The following is a 14,214-nucleotide window of genomic DNA, read 5'->3' as shown; positions in this document are numbered from 1 at the left end:
CGTGGTCAGGGGTTCAGATGGGTGGGCGCGAACATCTTCAGGAGTGTTTGAACCACGACGACGTTGGGGCCGTCCGCGGCGAACGCGGCCTTGAGGGCGTCCCCCACATCCTCCGGGGCCACCAGGGTTGCCGGCACGCCGAAGGATTCGGCGAGCTTCACAAAGTCGGGGCGGGCCAGTTCGGTGGCCGTGGCCTTGCCGAAGGCGCCCACCATGTACTCGCGCAGGATGCCGTAACCGCCGTCGTCCACGATCAGCCAGGTGACCGGGACGTTGTGCTGCTTTGCCGTGGCAAGCTCGGCAATGGAGTACATCGCGGAACCGTCCCCGGACACGGCCAGCACCCTGGCGGCGTTGCCGCTCTTGCCGGTGGTTTCCAGGCCAACCGCACCGCCGATAGCCGCCGGGAAGCCGAAGCCGAGGCCGCCGGCGCCCTGGGCCGAGTGGAACTGGCCCTCGCGGGCGTCCCAGCACGACCAGCCCCAGTAGGCGCTGATGGTCATGTCCCAGAAAGTCTGCATGTCCGCCGGCACCGCCTCACGGATGGCCGCCATGAAGTGCAGTTCCTTGGACAAGTCCTGCGCTTCCAGCCGGGCCTTGACCTTCGCGAGGGTGTCCTTGACCAGGTCCTCGGGCGAGGTTCCGTGCCAGTCCGCCTGTTCGCCGTGCGGCTCCGTCAGGGCCGCGTCGAGCGCCGCCAGCGCCTGGCCGGCGTCGGCACGGATGCCCAGGCCGGGCCGGTTTGATTCCAGGACCCGGGGTTCGGCGTCGATCTGGATGATCCTGCCGCGCGGTTCGAAGGTGAAGTAGTTGGAGGTCACTTCGCCGAGCGAGGAGCCGATGACCACCAGCACGTCGGCATCCTCGAGAAGCTCCGTCATGTACTGGTCCTCGATCCAGGACTGGAGCGAGAGCTCATGGCTCCAGGGAAACGCACCGTTGCCGCCGGGAGTGCAGATGACCGGGGCGCGCATCTTTTCCGCCAGGGACAAGAGTGACTTCTCCGCCTTGCCGCGCCTGGTCCCGCCCCCGGCAATGATCGCGGGGCGCTTCGCCTCCAAAAGCCAGGCCACGGCTTCGCGGACCAGCTCGATGCGCGGCGGGTTGTCAGCGGCTTCGGCGAGCGCATCTTCCACTGGTGGCACCATGATGGGATCAAGAAGGACATTTTGCGGGATTTCCAGCCACACTGGCCCCTGCGGGGAGGAGATGGCTTCGGTCCAGGCATCCTGGATGGCGGAAGGGATGCCGGACGCGTGCTGGATCAGCCGCTGGCTCTTGGTGACGTTCGCGGCCGACGCCTTCTGGTCATCGAGCTGGTGCAGCATTCCCTTACGCCGGGCGCCGAGGCCCTCGAGGGGAATCTGGCTGGCCACCACCACCATGGGCACGCCGGTGGCATACGCCTCCTGAAGCCCGGACAGGGAGGTCAGCGCGCCGGGTCCGGTGGAGAGGAACAGCACGCCGACTTCACCCGTGGCGCGGGAGTAGCCGTCCGCTGCGAAGGCCGAGTTGTTCTCCACCCGCGAGGAGACGAAATGCAGGTTGCCGCGGCCCATGGCGTCGAACAGGCCGAGCGCGTGCTGGCCTGGGATGCCGAACACCGTCTTGGCGCCCAGCGCTTCAAGCGTTTCGACAACGAGATCCCCGCCGTTGCGGGCACCACGCCCTCGGGTGCCGGCAACGGCGGGCACGGGTTCGGTCACGGCGCTACTCCTTGGCGGCGGCAGCGAAACCGGCGGGCCGGTGGATCCCCCGGCCCAGCGCCTGGGCCTCGTAGCCGTTCGCCGCACCGAAGCGGTCCCCGGGAACGGCGTTGTCCGCCAACAGCGTCACCAGCTCGTAGGCGACGTGGCTGGCCGCGACGCCGGTGATCTCGGCATGGTCGTAGGCCGGGGCCACCTCGACGACGTCGGCGCCCACCAGGTTCATGCCGCGGAAGCCGCGGATGATTTCCAGGAGTTCGCGGCTGGTGATGCCGCCGGCCTCCGGTGTACCGGTTCCGGGCGCGTGGGCTGGATCCAGGACGTCAATATCCACGGAGATGTACAGCGGGCGGTTGCCGATCCGGTCCCGCACCTTGGCCACGGTTTCCAACACACCCTGATAGTAGACGTCGGCTGAGGTGACGATGCCGAACCCAAAGCGGTGGTCGTCGTCGAGGTCCTTCTTGCCGTACAACGGGCCGCGGGTGCCGATGTGGCTGATGGCCTCGGTGTCCAGGATGCCTTCTTCCACCGCGCGGCGGAACGGAGTGCCGTGGGTGTATTCGGCACCGAAGTAGGTGTCCCAGGTATCCAGGTGCGCGTCGAAGTGGAGCATGGCGATGGGTCCGCCGGCCCGCTCTGCGGCGGCACGGAGCAACGGCAGGGCGATGGTGTGGTCACCGCCCAGGGTCAGCAGTTTGCTCCCGGCCGCGGTCAGGTCCAACGCATTCTGCTGGATGGTCTCGATGGCCTCGTTGATGTTGAACGGGTTGACTGCCATATCCCCGGCGTCGGCCACCTGGATGTTCTCGAACGGGCTGACGTCCCAGGCCGGGTTGTAGGGGCGCAGCAGCCTGCTGGCCTCGCGGACGTGGTTGGCGCCAAAGCGGGCGCCTGGCCGGTAGGAAACTCCGGAATCGAAGGGGACACCCACCACCGTGACGTCAGCCTGGGCCACCTGGTCCAGGCGGGGCAGCCGGGCGTAGGTGGCGGCGCCGGCGTAGCGCGGGATCCGGGATGAATCGATGGGGCCAAGGTTGCCGTTGGCTTCGATGCGCAGCTCTTCCAATGGAGGCCTCTCCTTCGAGGAGTTGAGGGAATCTGTGACTGCCATCATACACTTGCGTTTCCCTATGCGCACCAAGTGTTTACCAAATGCACAGCCAAACGGCATGCCGGCGTCACGCACAGCACGCTTTGGGCAGGCGGAAGCGACGGGATGCCCGTAGTTGCGGGAGTGCGCGGACGCGGAGCCGGCTAAAGGCTGCCCTGCGTGACAGGGCTCGAGGCGGAATGGCCGCGGGTAGCGAAGAGTTAACGGCTGGCAGCAGGGACCAGGACCCAGAGCACCTCGACAGGCTTGTCCGAGGGATTGATCCAGGTGTGGGGCTCGCGGCCCGGGAAGGTGACCGTGTCGCCGGTAGTGAGGTCGTACTCCTCATTGGTGAGGATCAGCCTGATGGACCCCTTAACCACATGCAGCACATCCACGTCGCAGTCCACGGCGTACAGCTCGGACTCTCCGCGGCCGTGCGGCTCGATGATCGCCTGGATGATCTGGACCCGGCGTTCCGACCGGGCCGTCAGCAGCCGCTCCACGATGCCCTGGCCACCCAGCGAGATCCGCGGGCCGTCATTCCGCTTAGTCAGGTGGGTTTCAGGCGCCGCAAAGAGATCGCCGATGGAGATGGACAGCACCTGGCAGAGCGTCACGAGGGAGGCGACCGACGGCGAGGTCAGGTCCCGTTCCACCCGGCTAAGGAAACCCTTGGTCAGCCCGGTGGCATCGGCCACCTGCTCGATGGTGAGCCGCTGGGACTGCCGTGCGGCGCGGATCCTGGAGCCGATGGCAACAGGGACATTGCTGGGCTCAACTGGCAGTGCCTTCATCTACGAACCTTTCATGGCCGGCAGCCCGGCCGCACTCTCGAGCCATACTAATGGCCGCCGCTTTTGTGACGCGCCCATGCCACACCGGTGCGGGCCGCCCGATCCCGCCCTTGACTGTTGCAGCCGTCACACTCTAGTCTGTGGAAACTCCTGTTGCCTATAGGGCAATAAAAAGGAGCCGTCTCCGTTCGTCCGCGGCGGTTCCGGGCGCCGTCGCCCCCGGTCCCACACCCGGCGCCCAACAGCTCCAAGGAGCCCATCTATGGATGCAAGTGCCATCAACATCGCCATCGTGGTGGTGTACATTCTCGCAATGCTGGCCTTCGGCTGGTGGGGCAAGTCCCGCACCAGAAACAACAGCGACTTCCTGGTGGCCGGACGGCGCCTGGGCCCGTTCCTCTACACGGGAACCATGGCCGCCGTTGTCCTGGGCGGAGCCTCCACGGTGGGCGGCGTCGGTTTGGGCTACAAGTTCGGCATCTCAGGCATGTGGCTGGTGGTGGCCATCGGCGCCGGCGTCCTGCTCCTGAGCCTGCTCTTCGCGGGAACCATCCAGAAGCTGAAGATCTACACCGTGTCCCAGATGCTCACCCTCCGCTACGGGAGCAGGGCTACCGAAGCGTCCGGCATCGTGATGCTCGCCTACACACTGATGCTGTGCGCTACCTCCACCGGCGCCTACGCCACCATCTTCGTGGTGCTGTTCGGCTGGGACCGGGCCCTGGCCATCGCTATCGGCGGCGCGATCGTGCTGGTGTACTCCACCATCGGCGGCATGTGGTCCATCACCCTCGCGGACCAGGTGCAGTTCGTCATCAAGACGGTGGGCATCTTCTTCCTCATGCTCCCGTTCACCCTGAACGCCGCCGGCGGCCTGGACGGCATCCGCAGCCGCGTTGACGCCAGCTTCTTCCAGATGGACGGCATCGGCGTCCAGACGATCATCACCTACTTTGTGGTGTACACCCTGGGCCTGCTGATCGGCCAGGACATATGGCAGCGCGTCTTCACCGCCAAGACGCCCAAGGTGGCCCGCTGGGGCGGTTCGACGGCGGGCCTCTACTGCATCCTCTACGGTGCCGCCGGCGCCATGATCGGCCTGGGCGCACGCGTTGCCCTGCCAAACATCGATGTGAAGGCCCTCGGCAAGGACGTGGTCTACGCGGAGGTTGCCACCAACCTGCTGCCGATCGGCATCGGCGGCCTGGTGCTCGCCGCCGCCGTCGCCGCCATGATGTCTACCGCCTCCGGCGCCCTGATCGCCGCGGCCACGGTGGCCCGCGCCGACGTCGTGCCCTTCGTCGCCGGCTGGTTCGGCAAGACCGTCAACACCGACGACACGGACAACCCGGAGCACGACGTCAAGGCCAACCGCGTCTGGGTCCTGGGCCTGGGCATCATCGCGATCATCATCGCGATCATCACCAAGGACGTGGTCGCCGCGCTCACCATCGCCTACGACATCCTGGTCGGCGGCCTGCTGGTGGCGATCCTGGGCGGCCTGGTCTGGAGGCGCGGCACCGGTATCGCCGCCGCAGCGTCCATGGCCGTGGGGTCGGTCATCACCCTCGGCACCATGATCATCCTCGAGATCAACGCCGAGGTCCCGTTGGACGGCATCTACGCCAACGAACCGATCTACTACGGCCTCATCGCCTCAGCCGTTGTTTACATCGCGGCGTCACTGCTCACCCGGCCCACGGACCCTGGGGTCATGCAGGCCTGGCAGCGGCGCGTGTCCGGGCAGGAGCAGGAAGGGACTCCGGAGGAAGTCCTCGCCGGCCGCTGAGCCTAAGAGTCGCAGGACCCACAAAAAGATAGAGCACGACGACGGCGCCTCCTTTCGCTTTACCGCGAAAGAAGGCGCCGCCGTCGTAAGTCCTACTCCCCTGCGCCGCGGAGTTCGTCGTCATCCAGCGGGACTTCGCGGTCCTCGGCGTCGATGACGATCTGCGGAGCCTGGACCACGGGCTCTTCCTGGTCCAGGAATTCATCCTCCGCGTCCCAGCCGGCGTCGTCCACCGGTGCATCCTCGGCGTAATCGTAGGCGGGGTCCGCTTCTACGGCGTCCAGGTGCGGCATGTCCGGGTGCTGTCCGGTGGTGCTCATGATTCAACCTCCGTGTATTCGCCTGGCGTGCTCTTTCTGGAAGGCGCAGGCCGCGCCACACCTTCATCACAGCACCGGCGGGGCAGAGGGTCAAGGGCCCCGGCGGGAGCGTGTAAGGCCGTGGAATTGAGCCAATGCGGGGTGCGGTTTTACGGTCAACCGAAACTCCCCAGCGAGGTTTGCCAGCCAAAAAACCACGGAAATTCGCAGTACGCTGGCAGGGCAAAGGCGCCGCAACCATGCCCTTTCCAAGCCCAGGAGTACCAGTGTCGCAGCACGCCCAGTCCGAATCCCATGCCGTCCCGGAGGGCGCCCCGACCACGCAAAGCCAGCCCTCGCCGTCGAACATCAAGCGGTGGCGCCAGTACCTGGCCGACGAGCGCGCGGAAGCCGCCGTCTACCGTGACCTGGCGCAGAACCGCGAAGGGGAAGAGCGGGCCATCCTGCTGGCCCTGGCCGAGGCTGAAGGCCGGCACGAGGCGCACTGGCTGGCCCTGCTGGGCGAGCACGCGGGCAAGCCAAAACGGGCGTCCGCCCGGAGCCGGTTCCTGGGCTTCCTGGCCCGGCACTTCGGCTCCGTCTTTGTGCTGGCACTGGCCCAGCGCGCGGAGGGCCGCTCCCCCTACGCCAAGGACCCCAACGCCACCGAGGCCATGGCGGCCGACGAACAGATCCATGAGGAAGTGGTCCGGGGGCTGGCAACCCGTGGCCGCAATCGCCTGGCCGGCACGTTCCGCGCCGCCGTCTTCGGGGCCAACGACGGCCTGGTCAGCAACCTCTCGCTGGTGATGGGCATGGCCGCGTCCGGAGTAGCAAGCAGCGTGGTCCTGCTCAGCGGCATCGCCGGGCTCCTGGCCGGCGCCATGTCCATGGGGGCCGGCGAGTTCATCTCGGTCCGTTCCCAGCGGGAGCTGCTGGCAGCCACGCGCCCCACCCAGGTCACCCTGGCGGTCGCTCCCAAGCTGGACCTCGAACACAATGAACTCCTGCTGGTGTACCTGGCCCGCGGGATGTCTCGGGAGGCTGCCGAACACCGGGTGGCCGAGCGCACGGGCCTGCTGTCCTGCGACTGCGACCCGAGCCTGTCGCTGCAGCCGGAGCTGCCCGAGGAAGCAGACCAGCATGAAGCAGTAGGCACCGCATGGGGCGCCGCGCTCTCCAGCTTCTGTTTCTTTGCCTCCGGCGCCATCGTTCCCATCCTGCCGTTCTTGTTCGGCCTGACGGGAGTCACCGCCCTCGTGGTGGCAGGTGTCCTGGTGGGGATCTCGCTCATGGCCACCGGCGCCGCTGTTGGCCTGCTGTCCGGCACGTCCCCGCTCACCCGCGGCCTGCGCCAGCTCGCCATCGGCCTGGGTGCCGCTGCCATCACGTACCTGCTGGGCCTGCTGTTCGGCACCGCGGTGGGCTAGCCACCACCTGCCCACCCCGTGGAGGTCCTCCGGCGTCGGAGGACCTCCACTGCTTCCTCCACTGTGTCCACCAGGAAGATGTAGTCCGCCATGGTGCGGCCCGCGGCAAGACTGGCCAGCATGGGCCATGCCGGGTACTCCTGCTCCCAGTGCCGGCGCCCCACCAGCACCATCGGAGCCACTTTTTCCCGGGCACCGTAGTAGTTCTCGCAGGCGTCCTGGAAGATCTCCTGGACCGTGCCCGCGGCTCCGGGGAGGAATACGATGCCGCCGTGGCACAGTTGCAGGAGGATGGCTTCGCGGATGGCGTTGGCGAAGTATTTCGCGATGTGCGTGGCGAAGTAGTTGGGCGGCTCATGCCCGTAGAACCAGGTGGGGATCCCCAGGGACGGCGTCCCGCCCGGGTGGCGGTCGACGACGGCGGCGGCCGCGCGTGCCCACGCCGAGACCGAGGGCCGGAACCCGGGGACGGCGGCGAGCGCGGTGAGCTCGCGCTGCACGTCGTCGTCGGACGCCTCGCTCAAGTACGCACCCAGGTTGGCCGCTTCCATGGCGCCTGGCCCACCGCCGGTTGCCACCACATGGCCGTCCCGGGCAAGCAGCCTGCCCAGCCGCACCGCCTGGGCAAAGTCCGCACTCCCGCGCGGGGAAGCATGTCCGCCCATCACGCCGACGATGGACCTGCGGTCCCACGGTGCGGACCGGATGAGTTCATCGAGCGCATCGCCGATGGCGTGGTCGTGCAGGGCGGAGGCCAGGGTCGCATCAACCCGGTGGCGCTGGCCCGGCTGGATGCTCCAGTGGTAGATGCGGGCGTCAGGCAGTTCTTCATAGGGGGACGCAGCCAGCCCGGCGTAGAGCTCCGCCGGGGAATACAGTGTGGCGCGGTAGGGATCGAACGGGATGCCTTCGAGCCGGGGAAAGATCAGCGCGCCCCGGCTGCGGAGGTTGGCCTCCATGCCGTCGTCGAACAGGCAGCCAAGAAACATGGCCCCCTCAACATCGACCCTCTTCAGGGCCGCAGCCCGCCCCCGGAGGTCCAGGGACTGGGCGTGCCAGCCATGCAGGTTGACAGCACCGTCGGCAACCAACCGGTCAAAGCTGGCCAAGTCCTGGACTTCGAGGGTGCGGGGACGGGGGCCCAGGCTTCCGGCGAAATTCACGGCTGCGGCCCTCCGTTCCTGGTCATGGAGCCAGCCTAGGGCACAGCACACGAAAAACAGGGCCAGATCCGGCCCCTCCGGTCTTTCCCGGAAGGGCCCGATCCGGCCCGTGAAAAAATACTAAGCCGAGGCCCTCACCGGCACGTAGCCGTCACGGAAGTGCGCCTCCAGGTCCTCAAGCGAGTGCCCCTTGGTTTCCGGTACGAATTTGATGACGAAGGCCAGGGACGCAAGGTTGACCAGGACGAACAGGCCGAAGGTGCCCGTCGATCCCAGGGCGTTGACCACGATGGGGAAGAGGAACGAAATAGCGGCGTTTACGGTCCACAGCGCAAAGACCGCGATTCCCATGGCGAAGCCGCGGATGGCCAGCGGGAACATTTCCGAGAGCAGGAGCCAGACGCAGGTGCCGATGAAGCACTGGACAAAGGCAACGAACAGCATCATGGCCGCAAGGATGGTGTAGCTGGCCAGGTCCGACTGGGGCAGGAGGAAGACGATTGCCAGGAGCGCCTGGGAACCCACCACGCCCGAGAACCCGATGACCAACATCCTGCGGCGTCCGACGAACCCGAGCAGCCAGATGCCCAGGATGGTCATCAGCACCGAGGTCACGCCGACACCGATGGTAGCCACAAGCGAGGCGCTGACGCCGAGCCCGCTCTTCTCCAGGATGGTGGGGGCGTAGTAGTTGACTGTGTTGATGCCGGTGGCCTGCTGGACGGCGGCCAGGCCAATACCGATCCACAGCAGGCGGCGCATCCAGGGGTTGTTGCGGAGGTCGCGCAGTGCGTGGCCGCGTTCTTCCTTGGCGGTGCGTGCCGCGAGGGCAATTTCCTCGAATTCAGCGGCGGCCTCTTCCGGGCTGCGGCTGAGGTCCAGGACGCGGCGGCTGTCCTCAAGGCGGCCGCGGATGGCGTACCAGCGCGGCGACTCGGGAAGCATCAACATGCCGGCGAGCAGTGCGAGGGCCGGGATCGAGGCGATGCCCAGCATGGTGCGCCAGACCTCATTGTCATGGATCAGGGCATCCAGGAGTGCGTTGATGGCGAAGGCGAGCATCTGGCCGGTCACGATCATGAGTTCATTGATGGTCACCATCCGGCCGCGCAGATGGGCCGGCGCCATTTCCGCCAGGTACAGCGGGCAGGTCACGGCGGCGGCCCCGACCCCCAGCCCCAGCACGATGCGGGCGGCGATCATGAAGGAGACGTTCGGCGCCAGGGCGCAGCCCAGGGCACCCAGCAGGAACAGGAGGGCGCAGACAAGCAGGGAGCCGCGGCGGCCCAGCCGGTCCGCCATGCGTCCACCGGTCAGGGCGCCGACGGCGGCACCCGGGAACAGCAGTGCGCTCACCACCGTGGCTTCCTCGACGGCGGTCATGTTGAGGGAGTCGTTCATGTACAGCAGGGCGCCGGAGATGACGCCGGTGTCATAGCCGAAGAGCAGGCCGCCCAGGGTGGAGATGACCGTGAGCCGGGCCAGGTATCCGCGGCGCCGGGTACCCGTGGCGCCCGTTGGTTGTTTTTGCAACAGCATTGTTGCCTCTCAGATTCTCTCGGGGACCGGCAGGCCGGTCCGGGAATGTGATGCGTGCCACGACAATTAGAGCGCTCTAATTCTTTCGCGTCAATAGAAAGTCCTAATGTCAGAACATTCACTATTGGCGGCGTTTTCCGCTACGCCGGGACGCAGTCCCTTGACCCAGGGAAGTCGCCTGCTACGATCGAGGAAGAAAGTATGTCCTATCAAGCGAACATATATCGGCTTATGGGCCGGCAGCACGTCTGACCGGACCGGACTGCCGGGCAGATACCAACGACGAGGGAACGCACCGTGGCGAACAACCTGGGACTGAGCATCGACCGTTCCTCCCCCGTGCCCCTGTACCACCAAGTGGTCCAAGGGATCGAAGCCGCAATCTACAGCGGAGTGCTCGAACCCGGCAGCCGGCTAGACAACGAAATCGACCTGGCCGCCCAGCTCAACCTCTCCCGGCCAACCATGCGCAAGGCGATGGACGAACTGGTGCGTTCCGGACTGCTGGTGCGCAAGCGTGGTGTAGGAACACAGGTGGTTTCCAGCCAGGTACGCCGTCCGCTGGAGCTCTCAAGCCTCTACGACGACCTCACCAACAACGGGAAGAAGCCCACCACCGAGGTCCTCAGCTTCTCCCACGTGGAGGCAGACGAAGCCACCCTCACCACACTGCAGCTCCCCGCGGGATCCAAGGTCTACCACTTCACCAGGCTGCGGCGGGTGGGCGGCAAACCCCTGGCCCTGATGGAGAACTGGGTGCGCGACGACATCGCCGACATGGATGAGGCCATGCTGGGCGCAGAAGGCCTCTACTCGATCCTCCGCCGCGGCGGAGTGAATTTCCGGCTGGCCAACCAGCGCATCGGCGCCGTCAATGCCAATGACTACCAGGCGTCCATGCTTGACACCGCCGCCGGGTCCGCACTGGTCACCATGGAACGCACGGCCACGGACGATACCGGCCGCCGCGTCGAAACCGGCCACCACGTCTACCGGGCCGATTCCTACAGCTTTGAAATGACCCTCGTACAGCGCTAGCGCAAAGGACCACTCCATGACCAACTGGGTCTATCCCCTGGGCACAGCCACGGACGGCAGCTGGGACATTTCGATCGGCACCTCCGATTCGGCCCTCTCCGTTGAAGGCTGGGCACACACCGGACTGAAGGTCGCCACCTTGCCGGCGGGCGCCGCCGTCGACCTTCCCGCCGCGGACGAGGAACGCATTGTGGTCCCCCTCAACGGGTCCTTCACCGTCACCGTGGACGGGACGGACTACCCCCTGACCGGCCGCACCTCCGTCTTCTCCGGCCCCTCGGACGTGCTCTACTCAGGCACAGGACGCACCGTCAGCATCAGCTCTTCCGACGGCGGCCGGGTCGCCGTCGCCACCGCGCCTGCCCAGGCGTCGTACCCCACCAGGCTGGTGCCCGCCGCTGAAACCCCGGTGGAACTGCGCGGGGCGGGCAACTGTTCGCGCCAGGTCCACAACTTCGGCACGCCGGCAGCGCTTGAGGCCGACCGGTTCATCGTCTGCGAGGTGCTCACCCCGGCCGGCAACTGGTCCTCCTACCCTCCGCACAAGCATGACGAAGAGAAGGACGGGGAGACCTCCCTCGAGGAGATCTACTACTTCGAAACACAGGTAGCGGCCGACGGCGCGGGACCGGCCGAGGCCGATGCCATTGGCTACCAGCGCGTCTACGCCTCGGACGAGCGGCCCATCGATGTCTCCGCCGAGGTCCGCACCGGCGACGTTGTCCTGGTGCCCTACGGCTGGCACGGCCCCGCCATGGCTGCGCCGGGATACGACCTCTACTACCTGAACGTCATGGCCGGTCCCGGCCCCGTGCGGGAGTGGCTGATCAGCGACGACCCGCACCACGGCTGGGTCCGGCAGACCTGGGAGAGCCAGGCCATCGATCCCCGGCTGCCGTTCGGCGCCTGACACTGGCACGGCAGGCAGGCGGGGCCGCGGCGGCCGGCTGGCATAGTGGTGTCTTGTGAGACAGACTTCCCCTTCGCTGCGGTCAGTGACCATGGAGGACGTGGCCCGCGAGGCCGGCGTAAGCCGCGCCCTGGTGTCGCTGGTGATGCGCGATTCACCCAAGGTATCCCCCGCCAAGCGGACGGCCGTGCTGGAAAGCGCCGCCGCCCTGGGCTACTCCCCCAACAGGCTGGCCAGCCGCCTGGCAAGCCACCGTACCAGCACCCTGGGCGTCCTCTTCCTGGACCTGCACAACTCGGTCTTCGCAGACATCTACGACGGCCTCACCCAAGGTTTGGCGGGCAGCGGCAACCAGGTGATGGTCGCCGTCGGCTCCGCTGATCCCGGGACGGAGCTGGAGGCCGTCCGGTCCTTCGTGGACCTGCGCGTGGACGGTGTCCTGCTGGCCGGCTACACGGGCACCTCGGAGGAACTGGCCGGGGCCCTGCGCGGTACGCCCGCCGTCGTCATCACCCGGGAGATGGAGGCCGACGGCGTCGATTCCGTCCTGACGGACGACTTCCGTTCCGGTGCGCTCGCGGTGGAGCACCTGTACCAACTGGGGCACCGGCGGATCGCGCACTTCGATATCTCGGACTGGCTTCCCTATACGGACCGCCGCAATGGGTACCTGCACGCCATGCAGCAGTTTGGGCTGGAGCCGCAGCTGGTCCACAGCGATATGACCGAGCGCGGGGGCCGGGCCGTCATGGAAGGATTCCTGGACTCCGGCACCACCCTGCCCACGGCAATCTTTGCGCATAACGACCTGACCGCCATCGGGATCATGGAAGCCCTGGCGGACCGTGGACTGTCCGCCCCCGGGGATGTGGCGGTGGTTGGCTGCGACAACATCGAGGTTGCCGCTTCCCCCCTGATCGGACTGACTTCCATCGACCAGCATGCCGGAGAGCTCGGCAGGCTGGCGGCGCACACCATGCTGGACCGGCTTGCGGGGACGGCCGGGCCGGGTGTAACCCGCAAACTCGACCCGGCCCTGATGGTGCGCCGCTCCTCGGATCCGGCCGCCTAGCGGCCGGCCAGCTCCGGTTCCGGCTGGGCCTGCGCGGCGTTTCCGGTGCGCTCGGCACGTCCGGCGCGCTTAGCGCGGGCCGCTGCGAAGCCCATGACGGCGACGCCGGCCAGGGTGATGACGGCCCCGGCCCAGATGGGCGACGTGTAGCCGAATCCAGCGGTGATGGTGACCCCGCCCAGCCAGGCACCCAGGGCATTGCCTACGTTGAAGGCACCAATATTGGCACCGGAGGCAAGCGTGGGAGCGCCGGGGGCGTCCTTCATGACCCGCATCTGCAGCCCGGGAACGGTGGCGAAGCCGAAGCCGCCCATCAGGACCAGTGAAACAACGGTGAGCACCGGGTTGGCAGCGGTGAGGGCAAAGGCCACCAGGACCACGGACAGGATGGCAAGCACGACCAGGAGCGTGCGGTCCACGTTCCGGTCGGCGGCCTTGCCGCCCAGCGTGTTGCCGGCGAAGAGGCCAACGCCGAAGACAATGAGCAGCCATGGCACGGTGGAGGCCGCGAAGCCGGACACCTCGGTCAGGGTGTAGGCGATGTAGGTGAACGCGCCGAACATGCCGCCGAAGCCAAGGATGGTCACCACGATGGACAGCCATACCTGCCCGGAGCGGAAGGCGCGCAGCTCGGAGCGCAGGCTCCCCGCCTTGTCGGCCTCACCGGCCTGCCGGGGCACGAGTGCAAGGATGCCGGCGAGCGCCACCACCCCAATAACGGTGATGGCCCAGAACGTGGCGCGCCACCCGGCCGCCTGGCCCAGGAGCGTGCCGAACGGGACCCCCAAGACATTGGCGGCAGTGAGTCCGGTGAACATCAGCGCGATGGCACCGGCCTTCTTGCTGGGCGGCACCATGCCTGCGGCCACCACGGCTCCGATTCCGAAGAAAGCACCATGCGAAAGGGCTGCAATGATCCGGCCCAGCATCATGGGCCAGTAGCCGCCCGCGGTGGCGGAAAGCAGGTTTCCTGCGATGAACAGGACCAGCAGGGCCGCAAGCACCGGCTTGCGCTCGAGCCTCGTCACGGCGGCGGTAAGGCCGAGCGCGCCCACCACCACCGCGAGAGCGTAGCCGGAAATGAACCATCCGGCGGAGGCCTCGCTGACGCCGAAATCTGCTGCCACCTGCGGAAGGAGGCCGGCGATGACAAATTCGGTGAGTCCTATTCCGAAGCCGCCGAGGGCGAGGGCTATCAGGCCAACAGGCATGGGAATGCTCCTTTGAGCTGTAGGTGTGTTTGTCCCCGTCCGGGGAAGGCGCCTAAGATAGTTGCAGGCGCGGTATTTATTGTTGCACATGCAAATATACCGCGCAAGCAACTATTCGGGTTCAGTGAGTGATGGCCGCCCGTTCGGCGCCATCATGGTGAAGGAGC

12 protein-coding genes are annotated in these 14,214 nt (G+C 67.0%); 5 read left to right on the top strand and 7 right to left on the bottom strand.

Annotation, left to right across the window (positions count from 1 at the left end):
- Window positions 1-5: 5 nt before the first annotated feature.
- From QRN53_RS14240 to QRN53_RS14230, 3 genes are all read right to left on the bottom strand, one after another.
- Window positions 6-1,706, bottom strand: a complete 1,701-nt coding sequence (locus tag QRN53_RS14240) for a thiamine pyrophosphate-binding protein (protein ID WP_285244483.1) — start codon at window positions 1,704-1,706, stop codon at window positions 6-8.
- Between the two features lie 4 nt (window positions 1,707-1,710).
- The gene (gene speB / locus QRN53_RS14235; protein ID WP_285244520.1) at window positions 1,711-2,775 is read right to left on the bottom strand and encodes an agmatinase; all 1,065 of its coding nucleotides are present in this window, start codon (window positions 2,773-2,775) and stop codon (window positions 1,711-1,713) included.
- A 245-nt stretch (window positions 2,776-3,020) separates the two neighbouring features.
- Window positions 3,021-3,596, bottom strand: a complete 576-nt coding sequence (locus QRN53_RS14230) for a helix-turn-helix domain-containing protein (protein ID WP_285244482.1) — start codon at window positions 3,594-3,596, stop codon at window positions 3,021-3,023.
- A 262-nt stretch (window positions 3,597-3,858) separates the two neighbouring features.
- Between QRN53_RS14230 and QRN53_RS14225 the strand changes: the two genes are divergently transcribed.
- Window positions 3,859-5,385 carry a sodium:solute symporter family protein gene (locus QRN53_RS14225; protein WP_285244481.1) on the top strand — a complete coding sequence of 509 codons (1,527 nt, stop codon included), beginning with the start codon at window positions 3,859-3,861 and terminating at the stop codon, window positions 5,383-5,385.
- 92 nt (window positions 5,386-5,477) lie between these two features.
- Here QRN53_RS14225 and QRN53_RS14220 read toward each other — a convergent pair whose 3' ends face one another.
- Complete coding sequence (locus QRN53_RS14220) at window positions 5,478-5,705, bottom strand: hypothetical protein (RefSeq protein WP_285244480.1); 228 nt, start codon at window positions 5,703-5,705, stop codon at window positions 5,478-5,480.
- Window positions 5,706-5,971: 266 nt separating this feature from the next.
- On the opposite strand from QRN53_RS14220, the gene QRN53_RS14215 reads away from it, so the two are divergent.
- On the top strand, window positions 5,972-7,114 hold the full coding sequence (locus QRN53_RS14215; protein ID WP_285244479.1) for a VIT1/CCC1 transporter family protein: 1,143 nt from the start codon (window positions 5,972-5,974) through the stop codon (window positions 7,112-7,114).
- Here the strand turns inward: QRN53_RS14215 and QRN53_RS14210 are convergent.
- Both QRN53_RS14210 and QRN53_RS14205 read right to left on the bottom strand, forming a co-directional pair.
- Complete coding sequence (locus tag QRN53_RS14210) at window positions 7,111-8,277, bottom strand: LOG family protein (protein WP_285244478.1); 1,167 nt, start codon at window positions 8,275-8,277, stop codon at window positions 7,111-7,113. The genes QRN53_RS14215 and QRN53_RS14210 overlap by 4 nt on opposite strands.
- Before the next feature lie 120 nt (window positions 8,278-8,397).
- Window positions 8,398-9,816, bottom strand: a complete 1,419-nt coding sequence (locus QRN53_RS14205) for a sugar porter family MFS transporter (RefSeq protein WP_285244477.1) — start codon at window positions 9,814-9,816, stop codon at window positions 8,398-8,400.
- Window positions 9,817-10,113: 297 nt separating this feature from the next.
- On the opposite strand from QRN53_RS14205, the gene QRN53_RS14200 reads away from it, so the two are divergent.
- The 3 genes from QRN53_RS14200 (at window position 10,114) to QRN53_RS14190 (ending at window position 12,836) form a co-directional block, all read left to right on the top strand.
- Window positions 10,114-10,854: a GntR family transcriptional regulator gene (locus QRN53_RS14200; RefSeq protein WP_285244476.1), complete on the top strand. Its 741-nt coding sequence runs from the start codon at window positions 10,114-10,116 to the stop codon at window positions 10,852-10,854.
- Window positions 10,855-10,870: 16 nt separating this feature from the next.
- Window positions 10,871-11,764 (top strand): 5-deoxy-glucuronate isomerase, encoded by an 894-nt coding sequence (gene iolB, locus QRN53_RS14195; RefSeq protein ID WP_285244475.1) that lies wholly within the window; start codon window positions 10,871-10,873, stop codon window positions 11,762-11,764.
- 91 nt (window positions 11,765-11,855) lie between these two features.
- Window positions 11,856-12,836 (top strand): LacI family DNA-binding transcriptional regulator, encoded by a 981-nt coding sequence (locus QRN53_RS14190; RefSeq protein ID WP_285244519.1) that lies wholly within the window; start codon window positions 11,856-11,858, stop codon window positions 12,834-12,836.
- Here QRN53_RS14190 and QRN53_RS14185 read toward each other — a convergent pair.
- Window positions 12,833-14,047 carry an MFS transporter gene (locus tag QRN53_RS14185; protein ID WP_285244474.1) on the bottom strand — a complete coding sequence of 405 codons (1,215 nt, stop codon included), beginning with the start codon at window positions 14,045-14,047 and terminating at the stop codon, window positions 12,833-12,835. The genes QRN53_RS14190 and QRN53_RS14185 overlap by 4 nt on opposite strands.
- Window positions 14,048-14,214: the final 167 nt, after the last annotated feature.

This window comes from Pseudarthrobacter sp. fls2-241-R2A-127 (genome assembly GCF_030209355.1).
In the GTDB taxonomy this organism is placed as follows: domain Bacteria; phylum Actinomycetota; class Actinomycetes; order Actinomycetales; family Micrococcaceae; genus Arthrobacter.
The sequence above is the reverse complement of the archived record's forward strand: the minus strand, read 5'-3'. Positions and strand labels throughout refer to the sequence as shown.

Coding starts and splice junctions, on each gene's coding strand:
- iolB (WP_285244475.1), top strand. CDS start 10,871: ATGACCAACTGGGTCTATCCCCTGGGCACAGCCACGGACGGCAGCTGG.
- QRN53_RS14225 (WP_285244481.1), top strand. CDS start 3,859: ATGGATGCAAGTGCCATCAACATCGCCATCGTGGTGGTGTACATTCTC.
- QRN53_RS14220 (WP_285244480.1), bottom strand. CDS start 5,705: ATGAGCACCACCGGACAGCACCCGGACATGCCGCACCTGGACGCCGTA.
- QRN53_RS14205 (WP_285244477.1), bottom strand. CDS start 9,816: ATGCTGTTGCAAAAACAACCAACGGGCGCCACGGGTACCCGGCGCCGC.
- QRN53_RS14230 (WP_285244482.1), bottom strand. CDS start 3,596: ATGAAGGCACTGCCAGTTGAGCCCAGCAATGTCCCTGTTGCCATCGGC.
- QRN53_RS14190 (WP_285244519.1), top strand. CDS start 11,856: ATGGAGGACGTGGCCCGCGAGGCCGGCGTAAGCCGCGCCCTGGTGTCG.
- QRN53_RS14185 (WP_285244474.1), bottom strand. CDS start 14,047: ATGCCTGTTGGCCTGATAGCCCTCGCCCTCGGCGGCTTCGGAATAGGA.